Annotated in this window: 14 protein-coding genes; 6 read left to right on the top strand and 8 right to left on the bottom strand. The window is 70.5% G+C overall.

What is annotated here, in order from left to right:
* Nucleotides 1-45: 45 nt before the first annotated feature.
* Nucleotides 46-4,143, bottom strand: a complete 4,098-nt coding sequence (locus AMS65_RS07360) for a DUF3418 domain-containing protein (RefSeq protein ID WP_053383513.1) — start codon at nucleotides 4,141-4,143, stop codon at nucleotides 46-48.
* An 87-nt stretch (nucleotides 4,144-4,230) separates the two neighbouring features.
* Here AMS65_RS07360 and AMS65_RS07355 point away from each other — a divergent pair, with 87 nt between their 5' ends.
* The 3 genes from AMS65_RS07355 (at nucleotide 4,231) to argG (ending at nucleotide 7,716) form a co-directional block, all read left to right on the top strand.
* Complete coding sequence (locus AMS65_RS07355; protein WP_053383512.1) at nucleotides 4,231-5,088, top strand: aldo/keto reductase; 858 nt, start codon at nucleotides 4,231-4,233, stop codon at nucleotides 5,086-5,088.
* A 172-nt stretch (nucleotides 5,089-5,260) separates the two neighbouring features.
* Nucleotides 5,261-6,262 carry a malate dehydrogenase gene (locus AMS65_RS07350; RefSeq protein ID WP_053383511.1) on the top strand — a complete coding sequence of 334 codons (1,002 nt, stop codon included), beginning with the start codon at nucleotides 5,261-5,263 and terminating at the stop codon, nucleotides 6,260-6,262.
* A 32-nt stretch (nucleotides 6,263-6,294) separates the two neighbouring features.
* Complete coding sequence (argG, locus tag AMS65_RS07345; RefSeq protein WP_053383510.1) at nucleotides 6,295-7,716, top strand: argininosuccinate synthase; 1,422 nt, start codon at nucleotides 6,295-6,297, stop codon at nucleotides 7,714-7,716.
* 213 nt (nucleotides 7,717-7,929) lie between these two features.
* Here the strand turns inward: argG and AMS65_RS07340 are convergent, their stop codons facing one another.
* On the bottom strand, nucleotides 7,930-8,178 hold the full coding sequence (locus tag AMS65_RS07340) for a WhiB family transcriptional regulator (RefSeq protein ID WP_017884807.1): 249 nt from the start codon (nucleotides 8,176-8,178) through the stop codon (nucleotides 7,930-7,932).
* 198 nt (nucleotides 8,179-8,376) lie between these two features.
* On the opposite strand from AMS65_RS07340, the gene AMS65_RS07335 reads away from it, so the two are divergent.
* Nucleotides 8,377-8,799 carry a hypothetical protein gene (locus AMS65_RS07335; RefSeq protein ID WP_053383509.1) on the top strand — a complete coding sequence of 141 codons (423 nt, stop codon included), beginning with the start codon at nucleotides 8,377-8,379 and terminating at the stop codon, nucleotides 8,797-8,799.
* Here the strand turns inward: AMS65_RS07335 and AMS65_RS07330 are convergent.
* From AMS65_RS07330 to aroA, 3 genes are all read right to left on the bottom strand, one after another.
* A complete protein-coding gene (locus AMS65_RS07330) occupies nucleotides 8,796-9,275 on the bottom strand; it encodes a peroxiredoxin (protein ID WP_053383508.1) in 480 nt (159 codons plus the stop codon). The genes AMS65_RS07335 and AMS65_RS07330 overlap by 4 nt on opposite strands.
* A 134-nt stretch (nucleotides 9,276-9,409) precedes the next feature.
* Nucleotides 9,410-10,468 carry a ribosome small subunit-dependent GTPase A gene (gene rsgA / locus AMS65_RS07325; protein WP_053383507.1) on the bottom strand — a complete coding sequence of 353 codons (1,059 nt, stop codon included), beginning with the start codon at nucleotides 10,466-10,468 and terminating at the stop codon, nucleotides 9,410-9,412.
* Nucleotides 10,465-12,045, bottom strand: a complete 1,581-nt coding sequence (aroA, locus tag AMS65_RS07320; RefSeq protein WP_083451550.1) for a 3-phosphoshikimate 1-carboxyvinyltransferase — start codon at nucleotides 12,043-12,045, stop codon at nucleotides 10,465-10,467. Before aroA ends, rsgA begins: the two co-directional genes overlap by 4 nt.
* 195 nt (nucleotides 12,046-12,240) lie before the next feature.
* On the opposite strand from aroA, the gene AMS65_RS07315 reads away from it, so the two are divergent.
* Together AMS65_RS07315 and AMS65_RS07310 are read left to right on the top strand one after the other, a co-directional pair.
* Nucleotides 12,241-12,885, top strand: coding sequence for a sigma-70 family RNA polymerase sigma factor (locus AMS65_RS07315; protein WP_053383506.1), 645 nt, complete (start codon nucleotides 12,241-12,243; stop codon nucleotides 12,883-12,885).
* Nucleotides 12,882-13,130, top strand: coding sequence for an anti-sigma factor family protein (locus tag AMS65_RS07310; protein WP_053383505.1), 249 nt, complete (start codon nucleotides 12,882-12,884; stop codon nucleotides 13,128-13,130). Before AMS65_RS07315 ends, AMS65_RS07310 begins: the two co-directional genes overlap by 4 nt.
* An 18-nt stretch (nucleotides 13,131-13,148) precedes the next feature.
* Here the strand turns inward: AMS65_RS07310 and AMS65_RS07305 are convergent, their stop codons facing one another.
* The 3 genes from AMS65_RS07305 to AMS65_RS07295 form a co-directional block, all read right to left on the bottom strand.
* Nucleotides 13,149-13,871 carry a tyrosine-protein phosphatase gene (locus tag AMS65_RS07305; RefSeq protein WP_053383504.1) on the bottom strand — a complete coding sequence of 241 codons (723 nt, stop codon included), beginning with the start codon at nucleotides 13,869-13,871 and terminating at the stop codon, nucleotides 13,149-13,151.
* A 71-nt stretch (nucleotides 13,872-13,942) separates the two neighbouring features.
* A complete protein-coding gene (locus AMS65_RS07300) occupies nucleotides 13,943-15,475 on the bottom strand; it encodes an ABC transporter substrate-binding protein (RefSeq protein ID WP_053383503.1) in 1,533 nt (510 codons plus the stop codon).
* Between the two features lie 298 nt (nucleotides 15,476-15,773).
* Nucleotides 15,774-16,688, bottom strand: a complete 915-nt coding sequence (locus AMS65_RS07295; RefSeq protein WP_053383502.1) for an alpha/beta fold hydrolase — start codon at nucleotides 16,686-16,688, stop codon at nucleotides 15,774-15,776.
* Between the last annotated feature and the right edge of the window lie 14 nt (nucleotides 16,689-16,702).

Raw genomic sequence — 16,702 nt, 5'->3', positions numbered from 1 at the left:
CGCTGGGTGCGGCGTGATTTCGACAAGCTCGATCGGCGACGAAGGCTACCCTTCCCGCAGCGCTTTCTGGATGCGCTGCAGCGACACGGGCTCGGCGGTGCGCAACTGCTGCGCGAAGAGACTCACGCGCAGCTCCTCGATGAGCCAGCGGGCTCGTACGAGATGCTCCGGGGCGTCCTGTGGCAGCGGGATCGCTCCGCCGGCCTGCTCGAAGAGGGCGAGCGCCCGGTCCACATCGTTCTGCCAGGCCCGGTCCCGCCCGGGATTCTCGGTGAGGCCCCGCATCCGCAGCTGCACGGCTTCGAGGTAGACGGGCAGCCGCGCGAGCCGGGCGAGACCCGTGCGCGAGACGAACTGATCGTAGACCAGCCCGTCGACCTGCGCCGCCGCGCCCGCGACCTGGCCGAGCACCTGGATCGACTTCGCCCCGTCGATCGCCTTGCGGGCGAGGCGCGCGCCGTCGAGCACGCGGGCGGCGAGCGCGATCGCGGCGTAGATGTCATCGATGAGGGATCGCGCGTAGTCGTCTGCGATCGCGCCGAAGACCGCGGGGCTCCAGACCAGCCCGTCGGGCGCGTGGCGGCGGATCGCCAGGTCGGCGACGGCGAGCGACACGTCGGCGACGGCGGCGTCGAGCGTGCGATACGGCCCGGCGCCGAGCAGCAGCTTCTCCTGGTTGGAGAGGTGCTCGCGCACGTAGCTCGCGGGCGACGGCGAACTCAGTGTCAGCAGGCGGCGGATCCCGCGCCGCGACAGGCGCGCCTGCTCGGCCTCGTCCGCCACCAGCACCAGGTCGACACTCGTGCGTCGATCGACGATCGCCGGGTACGCGCGCACCACGCCGGCGCCCGCGGCCCCGCGGCCCTTCGCGTAGGCGGTATCGACGTGCCGGGGCAGCTCGCCGAACTCCCAGCCCGTCGCGCCCGTGCGCTCCAGCTCGCTCTTCGGCAGCGCCGCGGCCGCCACCTTCGCGACGCCCTGCGTGGCGCGATCCCTGTGGGCCGCCTGCAGCTGCTCCAGGTCCTTGCCCGCACCGACGGTGCGCCCGCGCCCGTCGACCACGCGGAAGGTGGGCGTGAGGTGCGCGGGCAGTCGCGACGGGTCGAAATCGCCGGGTGCGACCGGCACGCTCGTGCGGCGGCGGATCTCGTCGGCGAGGAGCTGCGTGAGGGCCGGGGCGGGGGCGCCCGCGGCTACGGGCGCATCCGGCTGCGGCTCCACGGTCTCGAGCAGCGTGCGCGCCCAGTCGGCCGCGGGTACGACGTGCTTGCGGATCGCCTTCGGCAGGGTCTTGATGAGCGCTGTCACGAGCTCCTGCCGCAGGCCGGGCACGAGCCGCTCGAAGTCCGAGCTCTCGAGCCGGGGGAGCAGCGGCAGCGGCACGTTGACGGTGACCCCGTCGTCCTCGGCGGTCGGGTCGAATCGATAGCGCAGGCGCAGCGTCTGGTCGCCGTGCCGCCACTGCCGCGGGAACTCGCTCTCGTCGACCTCCTCCGCCTCGTCCTCGAGCAGATCCTCGCGGCGCATCGTGAGGAGCTTCGGCTGCTTCTGCTGCGCCTGCTTCCACCAGCCCTCGAAGTCGCGCGTGTTCGTCACGTGTTCGGGGATCCTGGTGTCGTAGAACTCGAAGACGGCCTCGTCGTCGCCGACGATGTCGCGGCGGCGGGTGCGCTCCTCGAGCTGTTCGAGTTCCCGGCGCAGCTGCCGGTTCGCCCGGTCGAAGGCCTGCGGCGAGTCCCACTCGCCGTCCACCAGCGCGTGTCGGATGAACAGTTCGCGCGCGTGCGCCGCGTCGAAGCGGGCCAGCTGCACGCGGCGCCGATCCACGATCGGCACTCCGTAGAGCGTGACGCGCTCGTACGCGACGGCGGCTCCCTGCTTCTTCTCCCAGTGCGGCTCGCTGATCTGCCGCTTCGCGAGCGGGCCGGCGAGTTCCTCGGCCCAGGCAGGATCGACCACGGCGTTCGATCGGGCGAAGAGCCGGGAGGTCTCGACGAGCTCGATGCTCATCACCACCTCGGGCGGCTTCTTCGCGAGCACCGAGCCCGGATAGAGCACGAAGCGCGTGCCGCGGGATCCGACGTACTCCTGGGCGGGCTTGCGCCGGGCCGCGCCCGGGGCGCTCCGGGCCCGACCCGGCGCGCTGCGATCCTGCCGGTCGTCGCGCACTCCGAGCTGCGAGAGCAGGCCGGCGAGGATCGAGCGGTGGATCGCGTCGCCCGATCCGGAGCCGGCGTCGCCCGATGGATCCTGCGACTCCGCTTCGCTGCGCGCAGGATGACGGGGTGCGTTCTCCGTCATTCTGCGCGCAGTCGCAGAATCTACTCGGCGGTTGACCTTCACGCCGGCGATACGGGCGAGCTGCCGGTACAGATCCATCCACTCGCGCACGCGCAGGAAGTTGAGGTACTCCGACTTGCACAGCCGCCTGAAGGCGCTCGAGGAGAGCGCGTCCTGCTGCTCCTGCAGGTAGTTCCAGAGGTTCAGCAGCGTCATCAGATCGCCCTGCGGATCCGCGAAGCGCGCGTGCGACTCATCCGCCCGACCGCGCTCGGCCTGCGGGCGCTCGCGCACGTCCTGGATCGTGAGGCCCGCGACGATCGCCAGCACCTCCGGCACGACGTCGAGTCGACGCGCCTCCACGACCATGCGGGCGAAACGGGGCTCGATGGGCAGACGGGAGAGCTCGCGGCCGATCTTCGTGATGCGGTGCGCGGGGCCGGATCCGGAGCGCTCCCTGCGGCCGGTTGAGCGAGCCTGCGAGTCGAAACCCGGATCGGACGCCCTGGCTTCGACTCGCTTCGCTCGCTCAACCGGCGAGGCCGAAACCGCCCCCAGCTCCGCGAGGAGCCCCAGCCCGTCGGCGATCCCGCGCTGATCCGGGGGAGTGAGGAAGGGGAAGCGGGCGATATCGCCGAGGCCCAGCGCGAGCATCTGCAGGATGACCGATGCGAGGCCGGTGCGCCGGATCTCGGGCTCGGTGAACTCGGGGCGCGACTCGAAGTCCTCCTGCGAGTAGAGGCGGATCGCGATGCCGGGGCTCGTGCGACCCGAGCGGCCGGAGCGCTGATTGGCGCTCGCCTGGGAGACGGCCTCGATGGGCAGACGCTGCACCTTGCTGCGGGCCGAGTAGCGGGAGATGCGCGCGGTGCCGGCATCGACGACGTAGCGGATCCCCGGCACGGTGAGCGAGGTCTCGGCGACGTTCGTGGCGAGCACGATGCGGCGCGCACCGGCCGTCTTCGAACGCTCGAACACCCGGTGCTGCTCGGCGGCGCTGAGGCGGCCGTAGAGGGGCAGGATCTCGACCGGTCTGGCACGGTTCTGCCCGGCCCGCCCGCGCAGTGCGTCCGACGCGTCGCGGATCTCGGCCTCGCCGCTCAGGAACACCAGCACATCGCCGGGAGCCTCGCGCCCGAGCTCGTCGACCGCCTCGCCGATGGCGTCGAAGAGGTCGCGCTCGACGGTGGTGACCTTGGGGGGTCCGCCCTTGGGATCGGGCCGTTCGCTCTTCTCCACCAGCGGCCGGTAGCGGATCTCGACCGGGTAGGTGCGGCCCGAGACCTCGATGACGGGCGCCGGCTGCTTCGTGCGCGGGTCGGCGAAGTGGGCGGCGAACGACTCGGGATCGATCGTCGCCGAGGTGACGATCACCTTGAGGTCGGGGCGCCGGGGCAGGAGCGTCTTGAGGTATCCGAGCAGGAAGTCGATGTTGAGACTGCGCTCGTGCGCCTCGTCGATGATGATCGTGTCGTACGCCGAGAGATTGCGATCGCGGTGGATCGCGTTGAGCAGGATCCCGTCGGTCATGAGCCGGATCCGCGTGTCGGCCGACACCTTGTCGGTGAAGCGGACCTGGTATCCGACGAGCCCGCCGAGCTCCGAGCCCAGCTCCTCCGCGATGCGCTCCGCGATCGTGCGCGCGGCGATGCGGCGCGGCTGCGTGTGCGCGATGCGATCGCGGCCGAGCGCCAGCGCGATCTTGGGCAGCTGGGTGGTCTTGCCCGATCCGGTCTCGCCCGCGACGATCACCACCTGATGATCCCGGATCGCGGTCGCGATCTCGTCCCGCATCTGCGAGACCGGGAGATCCTCGGGGAACACGATGTGCATTGGGGGCTGAGGCGCCGAGGGCTGAGACATGATCCTCCTATTATCCCGGGCCGGATCCCGATGTCGGTGGCCGGGCATAGACTGAGCCGCAGAAAATCCCGAGCGAAAGCGAGAACCATGACCGCGCTGCCGATCCCGAACGTCACCCTGAACAACGGAGTCCTCAGCGGCGACGACCCCGTCGAGATCCCGCAGCTGGGTCTCGGCGTCTTCCTCGTCGAGCCGGGGGAGACCGAGCGCATCGTCTCCGACGCGCTCGAGACGGGGTACCGGCACATCGACACCGCGAGCTACTACCGCAACGAGACCGAGGTCGGCCGCGCGATCGCGTCGAGCGGGCTCGACCGCGACGAGGTCTTCGTCACGACGAAGCTGTGGAACACCGATCAGCCGCGCGCCCGCGAGGCGTTCGAGGAGAGCCTCGACCGGCTCGGGCTCGATCGCGTCGACCTCTTCCTCATCCACTGGCCGCAGCCCGAGCGCGGCGAGGCGCTCGGCGCGTGGCGATCCCTCATCGAGATCGCCGAGACCGGGCGCGCCTCGGCGGTCGGAGTCTCCAACTTCGAGATCGAGCATCTCACCGAGCTCATCGACGCGACGGGCGTCGTGCCCGCGGCGAACCAGATCGAGCTGCACCCGCTGCACCAGCGCCGCGAGCTCACCGTCTTCTGCCGCGAGCACGGCATCGCCGTCGAGGCGTGGGGTCCGCTGTCGCAGGGCAAGTCGGATCTGCTCGAGCGCCCCGAGGTCGTCGCGGCCGCCGCGGCCCACGGCAAGACTCCGGCGCAGGTCGTGCTGCGCTGGCATGTGCAGCAGGAGCGCATCGTGTTCCCGAAGACCTCGCGCCGCGAGCGGCTGCTCGAGAACGCCGACATCTTCGACTTCGCGCTGAGCGACGCCGAGATCGCGGCGATCGACTCGCTCGACGAGCAGCACAACTTCGGCCCGGACCCGCGCGCGTTCAACGCACGCTGACGTCGGTTCGCCCCGCACGGAAGCGATCCGAGAACACGCCGACCGCACCGAAGCCGCTGAGGCAGCAGAGCCTGGAAGCAGTAGAGCAGCGCAGACCAGACCAGACCAGACCAGACCAGAGCAGCGCAGCGCAGACCAGAGCAGCGCAGAAGCAGCAGAGAAGGAGCACACCATGGCAACATCCCCGGTCACCATCACGCTCACCGGAGCGGGCGGCCAGATCGGCTACGCCGCCATGTTCCGGATCGCGGCCGGCGACATGCTCGGAGCCGACCAGCCCGTTTCGCTGCGTCTGCTCGAGATCCCGCAGGGCATGCGCGGTGCGGAGGGCGCCGCGATGGAACTCCTCGACTGCGCGTTCCCGATGCTGGCCGGTGTGGAGATCACCGACGATCCGGATGCGGCCTTCGACGGGGCGAACGTGGCCATGCTGATCGGCTCGCGCCCGCGCACCGCGGGCATGGAGCGCGGCGATCTCCTCGCGGCCAACGGGGCGATCTTCGGCCCGCAGGGGCGTGCGATCGGCGCGCATGCGGCCGATGACGTGCGGGTGATCGTGGTGGGCAACCCCGCGAACACGAACGCTCTCATCGCGCAGCAGCACGCGCCCGACGTGCCCGCCGAGCGCTTCACGGCGCTCACCCGGCTCGATCACAACCGCGCGGTGGGGTTGCTCGCGGCCGAGGCGGACGTCGCGGTGACCGAGGTGGACGGCGTGACGATCTGGGGCAACCACTCGGCCACGCAGTACCCCGATCTGAGCCACGCGACCGTGCGGGGACGTGCCGCGCTCGAGACCGTCGATCGGGAGTGGGCGCGCGGCGGCTACGTGGAGCGCGTGGCGAAGCGCGGCGCCGAGATCATCGAGGTGCGCGGCGGATCTTCCGTGGCCTCGGCGGCGAACGCCGCGATCGAGCACGTGCGCGACTGGGTGCTCGGCACGGGCGCCTCCGCAGACGGCTCCGCGCGGCGCACGAGCGCCGCGGTCGTCTCGCGCGGCGAATACGGAGTGCCCGAGGGGCTCGTGTCGTCGTTCCCCGTGGTCTCCCGCGGAGGCGACTGGGAGATTGTCGAGGGGCTCGCGATCGACGCATTCTCGCGGCAGCGGATCGACGCGTCCGTGGCCGAACTCGTCTCGGAACGGGAGGCCGTGCGCGAGCTCGGGTTGGTCTGAGAGCGCCCCGTCCGAGGCCTAGGATAGAGAGCATGTCCAAGGTTCTTTCTTCTCTTCCCGTGGGCGAGCGCGTCGGCATCGCCTTCTCCGGTGGTCTCGATACCTCGTGCGCGGTCGCATGGATGCGCGATAAGGGCGCGATCCCCTGCACCTACACCGCCGATATCGGCCAGTACGATGAGCCCGACATCGACGGCGTCGCCGGTCGCGCCAAGGAGTACGGAGCCGAGATCGCCCGCTTCGTCGACGCGAAGCGCCCGCTCGTGGAGCAGGGCTTCGTAGCACTGCAGACCGGTGCGTTCAACGTGCGCTCGGGCGGCAAGACCTACTTCAACACCACGCCGCTGGGCCGTGCCGTCACCGGCACGCTGCTCGTGCGCGCCATGAAGGAGGACGGCGTCGACATCTGGGGCGACGGCTCCACCTACAAGGGCAACGACATCGAGCGCTTCTACCGCTACGGTCTCATGGCCAACCCCGCGCTGCGCATCTACAAGCCGTGGCTCGACAAGCAGTTCGTGGAGGAGCTCGGCGGCCGGCAGGAGATGAGCGAGTGGCTCGTCGCCCACGGCTACCCCTACCGCGACTCGGCCGAGAAGGCGTACTCGACCGACGCCAACATCTGGGGCGCCACCCACGAGGCGAAGAAGCTCGAGTTCCTCGACACCGGGCTCGACATCGTCGAGCCCATCATGGGTGTCGCCGCGTGGCGCGATGACGTCGAGGTGGCCACCGAGGAGGTGTCGGTGCGCTTCGAGGCGGGCCGCCCCGTCGCCATCAACGGCGTCGAGTTCGACGACCCCGTGGCGCTCGTCTACGAGGCGAACGCGATCGGCGGCCGCCACGGCCTCGGCGTCTCCGACCAGATCGAGAACCGCATCATCGAGGCGAAGTCGCGAGGCATCTACGAGGCCCCGGGCATGGCGCTGCTGCACATCACCTACGAGCGGCTCGTCAACGCGATCCACAACGAGGACACGGTCGCGAGCTACCACAACGAGGGTCGCAAGCTCGGCCGCCTCATGTACGAGGGTCGCTGGTTCGACCCGCAGGCGCTCATGCTGAGCGAGTCGCTGCAGCGCTGGGTCGGCTCCGCGATCACCGGCGAGGTCACCCTGCGCCTGCGCCGCGGCGACGACTACACGATCCTCAACACCGAAGGCCCCAGCCTCAGCTACCACCCCGAGAAGCTCTCGATGGAGCGCACCGTGGGCGCCGCGTTCGGTCCCGAGGACCGCATCGGTCAGCTCACCATGCGCAACCTCGATATCGCCGACTCGCGCGCCCGCCTCGAGCAGTACGCCGCCATGGGCATCGTCGGCAGCACCACCGCGGACGTGGTGGGCGAGCTCGAGCAGGGCGGTGCCGCCCAGATCGCCGACGCGGTCGGCGGCATCGACGAGGACGCCGACGAGCTCGGCCTCTCCGCCGCATTCGACGCCGGCACGGACTGACGTCTCTGCTGATTGGGTGAGTGCTGATCGAGCGCGCGGCGAGCGCTGATTGAGCGAGCGCAGCGAGTCGAAATCCGCAGTGGGGGTTTCGACTCGCTGCGCTCGCTCAACCGGCGTGGGAGCTGAACTCGCTCGACCGGCGGCGGACAGCTGACATGCGAAAGGGCCCCGCACCGTGAGAACGGTGCGGGGCCCTTTCCTCGCTCTGAGCGATCAGCTGGCGCGGCGGGCGCGAGCGGCGCGACGCTTGAGCGCGCGGCGCTCGTCCTCGCTGAGGCCGCCCCACACGCCCGAATCCTGGCCGGTGTCCATGGCGTACTGCAAGCACATCTCCGTCACCGTGCAGCGAGCGCACACCGACTTGGCGCGCTCGATCTGCTCCACGGCAGGTCCGGTGTTCCCGACCGGAAAGAAAAGCTCCGGGTCCACGGTGAGGCATGCAGCCTTCTCGCGCCAATCCATCAATTGTCCTCCTCTAGTGCAACGCACGCACGCGAAATACTTTGGAGGCAAGGTAGCCTAGAATCTCGCGCCGTATATACCTGAAACGTGGCTGAGAATGCTCACGTCGGTGTGCGCGAAACTCGACGGAATATATAGTTTCACGGATGTAGAAGCAAATCAATAGTTAATTTGCAATTGTCTGGAAAGAGAGCCGCAATGACCTCGTCACCTTCCGATCATCCTCGCTCGCGAGCGGGGTGGGCCGCGCTGCGCACGCTGCTCGGGCTCGAGAGCCTGCTCCTGGTGTGGGTGCTGATCGTGACGGTGCTCGGAGCGCTCGGATCGAGCACGGCGGCGCTGCAGAATCTGAGCCTGGTGGCCATGGCGGCGCTCTCCCTCGCCTGGGTCATCGTGACCTTCGTCGGCGCCGCGCGCGCCAGGGTGAGCTGGGTGCGGGGATCCGCCCTCACCATCCACGTGCTGCTGTTCGCAGCGGGCACGGGCTGCCTGCAGCTGGCGATCGGCCCGTGGTGGTTCGGCTTCGGGCTCGTGGCGGTCGCCCTGCTGGGCTTCCTCGCCGCGGTGCTCGCCCGGCCGGAGCTCCCGCAGGCCGGGGACGACTCGGTCGTCGCCGGTTAGACATCGACGCCGAGGAGCTTGCGCACCCGCGCGACGTGGCCCGTGGCCTTGACGTTGTAGAGCGCGTGCTCGATCCGGCCCTCGCCGTCGATGACGAAGGTCGAGCGGATCACACCCTCGATGATGCGGCCGTAGCTGTTCTTGGTGCCGTAGGCCCCGAACGCCCGGTGCACCTCGGCATCGGGGTCGCTGAGGAACGGGTACTCGAGGCCATCGCGGTCGGCGAAGCGGCGCAGACGCTCCACCGAGTCGCGTGACATGCCGAGCACCCGGTAGCCTGCCGCGGCGAGCGGCGCGGAGGACTCCTGGAACTCGCAGGACTCCTTCGTGCATGCCGGGGTCATGGCCTCCGGGATGAAGAACAGCACGACCTTCTCACCGCGGAAATCTGCGAGGGAGCGGACGGTGCCGTCTTGATCCGGGAGCGAGAATTCGGGTGCGGGCTGTCCGGGTTCGAGAATCACGCGTTCCGTCATGGCTCCAGCCTAGCGTTGCTCCTCGATGCGCCGGTGCGAGATGACACGCGTTGACACGCACCGGGTGCAGAGCGACCGTTCGCGTCAGTTCGGCGCCGGGCTGCGGGGCAGGCGGGGCTGGGCAGGGTGGGGCGCTACTTCAGCAGGCGGCGGAGCGACTCGACCCGCGCGGCGCCGGCGCTGTCGAGCCGACCGTCGGCGATGGCCGCGTCGAGCTCGCAGTCGGGCGCGTCGTCCTGGTGGGTGCAGCCGCGCGGGCAGAGGTCGATGATCTCGGCGAGATCGGTGAAGCCGCGCAGGATCCCGTCGCTCGTGACGTGCCCGAGTCCGAAGGATCGCACGCCGGGGGTGTCGATCACCCAGCCGGAGTCTCCGCCCGGGCAGTGCGGCGTCTCGGCGCGGAGCGCCACCGACGACGACGATGTGTGCCGCCCGCGTCCCGTCACCTCGTTGACGTGCCCGGTCGCTCGGTCGGCGTCGGGGACGAGCGCGTTGATGAGCGTCGATTTGCCCACACCCGAGTGGCCCACGAAGACGGTCGTGCTGCCGGCCAGCGAGGCGCGGATCTGCTCGAGCGGCCAGGTGCCCGGAGCGGAGCGGAAGACGGGCACCTCGAGGGCCGAGAAGTGCGCGAGGAAGGGCTCGGGATCGGCCAGGTCGATCTTCGTGATGCAGATGAGCGGCTGGATCCCCGCGTCGTAGGCCGCGACCAGATAGCGGTCGACCAGGCGAACCCTGGGCTCCGGGTCGGCGGCGGCCACGACGATGAGCATCTGGTCGGCGTTGGCCACCATCACGCGCTCGACGCGGTCGCTGTCGTCGGCGCTGCGGCGCAGCACGGTGCGGCGATCCTCGATGCTCACGATACGGGCGAGGGATCCCTCCGCGCCGCTCGTGTCGCCGACCAGCTGCACGCGGTCGCCGATCACGATGGGGGTGCGGCGCAGCTCGCGCGCCCGGGCGGCGAGCACGCTGTGCTCCTCCGGATGCTCGGGATCGCCATGGCTCGGGACGAGGGTCGTGTAGCGGCCGCGATCCACGGCCGTGACCATTCCGATGACAGCGTCCGAGTGCTCCGGGCGGCGTTTGGTGCGAGGGCGGTTGGCTTTCGGATTGGGGCGCTGCCGGACGTGGTGCTCGGCGTATTCCCCGTAGGGAATATCTTCCTCGTCGTCGGGAGCGAGCCAGCTCATGCGTCTCCGGCGCCGTCGAATCCGCCGAGCAGGTCTCCGAAGCCGAAGCCGTCACCGGTCGGGTGCTCGGTGACCGTTCCGGCGATGCCCGCGATCCCGAGCGACCCGAGGCCCCCGGCGGCGAGGCCCCCGGCGACCATGCCTCCGGTGACCAGGCCTCCGGGGAGCGGGGACTGGGAGAGGGTCGGATCCTCGCGCCCGAGCATGCGGGCCCACATCTGCGGGAACTGCGGCAGCGTCTTCGAGGTGGAGGCGACGTCCTCGACCTCGACGCCGGGCACGCGCAGGCCGATGAGCGCGCCGGTGGTCGCCATTCGGTGGTCGGCATAGCTCTGCCAGACGCCGCCGTGCAGCGCGGCTGGGCGGATCGCGATGCCGTCCTCCAGCTCCTCCGCGTCGCCGCCGAGCCGGCGGATCTCGGTCACGAGCGCCGCGATGCGGTCGGTCTCGTGGTGACGGATATGACCGATGCCGGTGATCTCGCTCGGCTCGCCATCAGTGCCGTCGGAGCCGTGAGCCGCGAGTGCCGCGAGCCCGACGAGGGTGGGGGCGAGCTCGCCCGCCTCCGGGACGTGCAGCCGCACCCCGCGGAGGGCGCCCTCGGCCGAGACGCCGAGCGATCCGTCGTCCCCGCGCTCGGCGCGCGCCCCGAACGCGGGCAGCAGCTCGCGCAGCTGGTCGCCGACCTGGGTCGTGGCCTCGGGCCAGCCGGGCACGGTGACCGAGCCGCCGAGCGCGAGCGCCGCGGCGAGGAACGGCGCGGCGTTCGAGAGGTCGGGCTCGATGCGGATGTCGAGAGCGCGGATCGCGCCGGGGGCCACCACCCACTCGCCCGTGGCGGGGGAGGAGACCTCCACTCCGCGGGCGCGCAGCGCGGCGATGGTCATCTCGATGTGGGGCAGGCTCGGCAGGCGCTCACCGGTGTGCACGACGTGCACGCCATCGGTGAATCGGGGCGCGGAGAGCAGCAGCGCCGATACGAACTGGCTCGAGAGCGAGGCGTCGAGCTCGACCCGTCCGCCGCGCAGCGACCCGGTGCCGTGCACGGTGAAGGGGAGTGCGCCGCGGCCCTCGTCGGCGATGTCGGCGCCGAGCGCGCGCAGCGCGTCGAGCACGGGCCGCATCGGCCGCTTGCGGGCGTAAGGATCGCCGTCGAATGCGACGGGGCCGAGCGCGAGCGCCGCCAGCGGGGGGACGAAGCGCATCACGGTCCCCGCGAGCCCGCAGGCGATCGAGGTGGAGCCCGTGAGCTCCTCGGCCGGGGTGATGCGCAGGTCCGGGCCGAAGGGGCTGTCGGTCGGGATCTCCTCGATGCCGGTGCCGAGCGCGCGCAGCGCGTCGACCATGAGCGCCGAGTCGCGCGAGTGCAGCGGCGCGCGCAGCGATCCCGGTTCGTCCGCGAGGGCGGCGAGGATCAGCTCCCTGCCGGTGAGCGACTTGGAGCCGGGGAGGGACACGCGGGCGTTCAGCGGGCCGTCGGCGCTCGGCGCCGGCCACAGCTCGGCGACCTCGCCGGATCCCTCGCCCGCGCGCACCTCGTCGCCGTCTTTGCCCTGGTTCATCTTCGCGATCAGCATCACCGTCGAGTCTACCCGCCGCCGCTTGCGCCTGCCGAGCCCGCGTCCCCTCTTCGCGCGTCAGTAGTTGTCGGCAAACCTCGGTTTTGCCGACAACTACTGACGCGCGAAGAATGGGGCACGGGAGCGCGGGACGGCGTTGGGACGGGGAACGCGGTGGCGAGTCATGGAGGAAGAGGGGAATAGGATCGGAGTGTGAGTGATACCGCGGCGCAGGACAGACTGGAACAGCGCTTCACCGAGGAGGCGCTGCCGCTGCTCGATCAGCTGTACGGCGCCGCGATGAAGATGACGCGCAATCCGCAGGACGCGCAGGACCTGGTGCAGGAGACCTTCCTCAAGGCCTACTCGGCCTTCGCGTCGTTCACGGAGGGCACGAACCTCAAGGCCTGGCTGTACCGGATCATGACCAACAGCTACATCAACACCTATCGCAAGAAGCAGCGGGAGCCGTATCTCGGAGTGGTCGAGGAGCTCGAGGACTGGCAGCTGGGCGGAGCCGAGTCGACGACGGCCACGTCGGCGCGTTCGGCCGAGGCGGAGGCGATCGATCGCACGCCCGCCACGGTGGTGACGGATGCGCTCAACGCGCTGCCGGAGGATTTCCGCATCGCCGTGTACCTCGCCGACGTCGAGGGCTTCAGCTACCAGGAGATCGCGGACATCGCGGAGGTGCCGATCGGCACGGTGATGAGCCGTCTGCACCGCGGCCGGGCCAGGCTGCGCAAAGCGCTCGGGGAATACGCGAGCGAGCAGGGCGTTGGAAAGAACACGGGAGCGAAGTCGGCGAAGGCGGCGGCATCGGCCCGGAGCACGAAGAGCGAGGAGGACGCGCGATGAGCGATTGCGGTTGCGACAAGGCGAAGGCCAATCTGTACGAGCTGCTGCGCGGAGAGCTCTGCGCCGAGGAGTCGGCGCCGATCCGGGAGCACCTCGAGCAGTGCTCGGACTGCCGTACGGAGGAGAGCGTCTGCATCCGGCTCACGGAGGTGGTGCGGCGCGCGTGCGAGGACGAGCGCGACAGCAACTGCCCGCCCGAGGAACTGCGAGACGCGATCCTCAAGGGGCTGCGCACGTCGGTCTGACGCGTCGAACGGTACCCGCTACGCCACGAGCAGCGCGTGCAGCCGTTCCAGCGCGTCGTCCGCGACGCCGTTGGCCCGCAGGTAGTCGCGCGTGGAGCCGTGCCGCCGCTCCACCTCCGCGAGCGCCCGGTCGATGGCCTCGATGGGGGTGCGACCCACCAGCTGCTCGATGAGCGGGGTGACCTCGATGTCGAGTCCGCGCAGCACCTGGATGTGCGACTCGTACCACTCGCCGCTGAGGTGGGTCTCCGATACGGCGTAGTCGTGCATCACGTCGTCGCGGTCGACGCCCACGGCGAGCAGCGCGAGCGCGGCCACGGCACCCGTGCGGTCCTTGCCCGCCGTGCAGTGGAAGAGCGTGGCCCCGGATCCCGGTTCGGCCAGCATCGTCACCGCTGCGGCGAGCGTGTCCCCGTGCTCGAGGTAGATGAGCTCGGTCAACGAGAAGATGTCGAGGAGCTGGCCGATGTGCGCCTCGGCGCTCGGGAAGATCGGGTGGGGGATGAGCGCGGCGGTGTCGGGCAGGAGATCGGGAGAGCGCAGCCGCTCCCGGTCGTCGCGCAGGTCGATGACGCGCACCACGCCGAGATCTGCGAACTGCTCTCTGCCCCGGTCGCTGAGCTGAGCCAGCGCGTCGGAGCGGAAGAGGGCGCCGGCGCGGGTGCTGCCGCCGTCGGCGCGGAAGCCGCCGAGGTCGCGAAGATTGTAGGTGCCCTCCACGGGCAGGGGAGCAGTGGTCATCCTCCCATCCTGTCGGCGTCCGGCCCGCGAGGCAACGCGGATGGGTGATGCCGCCCGCCGCAGGCGACGTCTCAGTCCCGAATGCCGACGCCCCGCAGATTGATGCGGGAGTTCGTGTTGACGTGCGGGAAGCCGCTGACGTGCGTCCCGATGACGTTGGTGGGGGTGTAGTTGAAGAGCCACTTTGCGGGCGCCTCCTCGGCGACCCGGGCCGCGGCTTCGCGGAGCAGACGGTCCTGCTCGGAGGGGTCCGTCGCAGCGAGCGCACGCGCGTGGAGCGATTGCACGGCGGGGCTGTCGTAGCCGAAGTAGTAGTCGGGATCCGCATAGTCGGCGAGGTCGCGGGCCTCGGCGTGATCCACGTAGCTCAGCTGGTAGTCGTGGTTGGCGTAGACCTGCTCGAACCAGATGGGGAAATCCACAGCCTTGACCGTGACGCTGACTCCCACGTCGGCGAGCTGGCTCTTCACGAGATCGAGCGGGGCCGTGTCGTAGTGGTTCGGCATGGTGATGGTGAGGTTGAGATTCGGCTGTCCGGCATCGACGAGCAGCTGCCGGGCCGAATCGGGATCGTAGGCGTTGACGTCCGTGAGATCGGCGTATCCGGGCTCGAGCTCGGTGATGGGGCCTCCGAGCGGCTTGCCGTCGCCGTTCTGCGAGGCGATGATCGTCCGGGTGTCGATGGCCCGGCTGAGCGCGGTGCGCACCCTGGGATCGTCGAGCGGCGCCTTCGCGGAGTTGTACGCCAGCAGGAAGACGTCGGAGCTGTCGGCGCGCTCGAGGGCGAACGCCGCGTCGTTCTCGAACTCTCCGCGCAGCGGGGGCAGGAGCGCCGTGTGCACGTCGAGGTCGCCCTCCTTGAGCGCGCTCACCGCCGCACGGCCCTCGGGGAGGAAGCGGAACACCACCGTGTCGAGGCTCGCCGGCTCGCCCCAGTAGTCGCTGTTCTTGACGAGCGTGAGGCTGTCGCCCCGCGTCCACCGTTCGAACGCGTACGGGCCGGTGCCGACGGCCGATTCGGCGAGGTCGTTGGTGGCGCCCTCCTCGCGGATCAGGCCGGGGGAGTTCGCGAGATGCCACAGCAACTGCGCGTTCGGCTCGGCGAGGGCGATGGTGACGGTGCGCTCGTCGACCCGGGTCACCTCGGGCGCGAACCCGACGTTCTCCCGGGTCAGCGTCTCCCGCAGCGACGCGACCACGTCGTCGACCGACAGCTCATTCCCCGAGTGGAAGCGCACCCCCTCGCGCAGGGTGAAGGTGTATTCGCGACCGTCGGCGCTGACCTCCGGCAGTCGCGTGGCGAGTACGGGCACGATCTCGGACACGGTGCCAGCGGCGATACCCACCAGGCCCTCGTACACGTTGTCGATGAGCAGCTGACCGGTCGCCACTCCCGTGTCGCTGCGCACATCGAGGCTGGTCGGTTCGAGGATCACGCCGATGGAGATCCGCTGCTTCCCGCCGGCTCCGTAGCCCCCGCCCAGGCTCAGCGCGATCACGATCGCGCCCGCCACGAGCACCGCCCCGGCGGCGATGAGCGCCACGAGGAACGGACGACGCGAACGGTCGCGTCGAGCGTCGGGGGCGGCGAGAGACTCGGTCAAGCGGGAAACTCCTCGGATCGGGCATGCGGCCGGACGGCCGTGCGCAGGGCGAAAACTGCCGGCGGCGCGCCTCTACGCGCGAGTACCGTGGGCGATCACGCGGGCGCACTGCAGGCAGCGGCGCCGATCACGGCAGAAGCACCACGGGCATTGAGCACCGAGCGCGGCGGAAGCACGATCCCGCCTGATCCCCTCAGCCGAGGATACGTCGGAGCGCCGCCTGATCCCGAATCGATTCGAAGCTTGTTGCAGTCTTGTTATCCGTGGGGTGAGGCGTGAGACGGGATCCGCGCGGCGGTCAGTGCACGAGTCGCCGCACCACCCGCGCCAGTTCGACCGGCACGGCCTCGTGCAGGTTGTGGGGTCCGGCGACCGTCACCACATCGCTGCCTGGGAGCCGGTCGCGCCACTCCTCGACGAGCGCGTCGCCGAGGATGCCCGATTCCGCACGGATCAGCGAGACGGGGATGTCGAGCGACTGCAGCGCGGACCAGATTCCCGCGTAGGGACGAGGATCGCCGTCCGCTCCCGCGGGCAGCGCGTTGAGGTGCGCGAGGTGGTGCGTCCACTCGAGGCGCCCATCGGGCCTGCGGCGGGTGTTGAGCGCGACGCCGCGGGTGAGGGCGGTGCGGTTGCTGCCGATCCCGAAACGGATCGCACGGTCCACGATCTCGTCGATGCTGCCGTAGTCGCGCTGCCCCGTGATGAACTCGGCGACGGCTCCGGCGTCGCCGGACGGCGATACGCCCGGGGTGATGTCGACCACGACGAGCCGGCGCACGAGCGCGGGGCGGCTCGCGGCGACGAGCGCCGCGGTGAGCCCGCCGAGCGAATGGCCCAGCAGCGCGATCGGGCGGCGGGAGAAGCTCTCGATCGCCGGGGCGACGTCGGGCGCCAGGCGATCCGGGCGGTAGTCGGCGTCGGCGCGCCAGTCGCTGCGGCCGTGCCCGGGCAGGTCGAGCGCGAGGGCGGGAACGTCCAGGGCGAGCAGCATCGGGTCGAAGCTGTGCGCGTTGAGCCCCGCACCGTGCAGCGCGACGAGTTCCGGATCCGCCGGTGCGCCGAATCGCAACCCGCTCACCCGGCGGCCCTCGTCGGCGCCGACGCGTACCCGCTCGACCGCCGGCAGCGGCGCCGCACGGCCGATCCGCTCCGCGTCGCCCACCAGGAATCGGAACTCGTCGTCGCCCGCGGCCGATGCGTTATCGTTCATCCCAGCAGGATAGC

It is taken from the genome of Leucobacter celer subsp. astrifaciens (assembly GCF_001273835.1).
Taxonomy (GTDB): domain Bacteria; phylum Actinomycetota; class Actinomycetes; order Actinomycetales; family Microbacteriaceae; genus Leucobacter; species Leucobacter celer.
This window is presented reverse-complemented; position numbering and strand designations above follow the sequence as displayed.

What these genes read in the sequence shown, in the direction of transcription:
- AMS65_RS07360 (WP_053383513.1), bottom strand. Translation starts at nt 4,143, where the DNA reads ATGTCTCAGCCCTCGGCGCCTCAGCCCCCAATGCACATCGTGTTCCCC.
- AMS65_RS07355 (WP_053383512.1), top strand. Translation starts at nt 4,231, where the DNA reads ATGACCGCGCTGCCGATCCCGAACGTCACCCTGAACAACGGAGTCCTC.
- AMS65_RS07350 (WP_053383511.1), top strand. Translation starts at nt 5,261, where the DNA reads ATGGCAACATCCCCGGTCACCATCACGCTCACCGGAGCGGGCGGCCAG.
- argG (WP_053383510.1), top strand. Translation starts at nt 6,295, where the DNA reads ATGTCCAAGGTTCTTTCTTCTCTTCCCGTGGGCGAGCGCGTCGGCATC.
- AMS65_RS07340 (WP_017884807.1), bottom strand. Translation starts at nt 8,178, where the DNA reads ATGGATTGGCGCGAGAAGGCTGCATGCCTCACCGTGGACCCGGAGCTT.
- AMS65_RS07335 (WP_053383509.1), top strand. Translation starts at nt 8,377, where the DNA reads ATGACCTCGTCACCTTCCGATCATCCTCGCTCGCGAGCGGGGTGGGCC.
- AMS65_RS07330 (WP_053383508.1), bottom strand. Translation starts at nt 9,275, where the DNA reads ATGACGGAACGCGTGATTCTCGAACCCGGACAGCCCGCACCCGAATTC.
- rsgA (WP_053383507.1), bottom strand. Translation starts at nt 10,468, where the DNA reads ATGAGCTGGCTCGCTCCCGACGACGAGGAAGATATTCCCTACGGGGAA.
- aroA (WP_083451550.1), bottom strand. Translation starts at nt 12,045, where the DNA reads ATGCTGATCGCGAAGATGAACCAGGGCAAAGACGGCGACGAGGTGCGC.
- AMS65_RS07310 (WP_053383505.1), top strand. Translation starts at nt 12,882, where the DNA reads ATGAGCGATTGCGGTTGCGACAAGGCGAAGGCCAATCTGTACGAGCTG.
- AMS65_RS07305 (WP_053383504.1), bottom strand. Translation starts at nt 13,871, where the DNA reads ATGACCACTGCTCCCCTGCCCGTGGAGGGCACCTACAATCTTCGCGAC.
- AMS65_RS07295 (WP_053383502.1), bottom strand. Translation starts at nt 16,688, where the DNA reads ATGAACGATAACGCATCGGCCGCGGGCGACGACGAGTTCCGATTCCTG.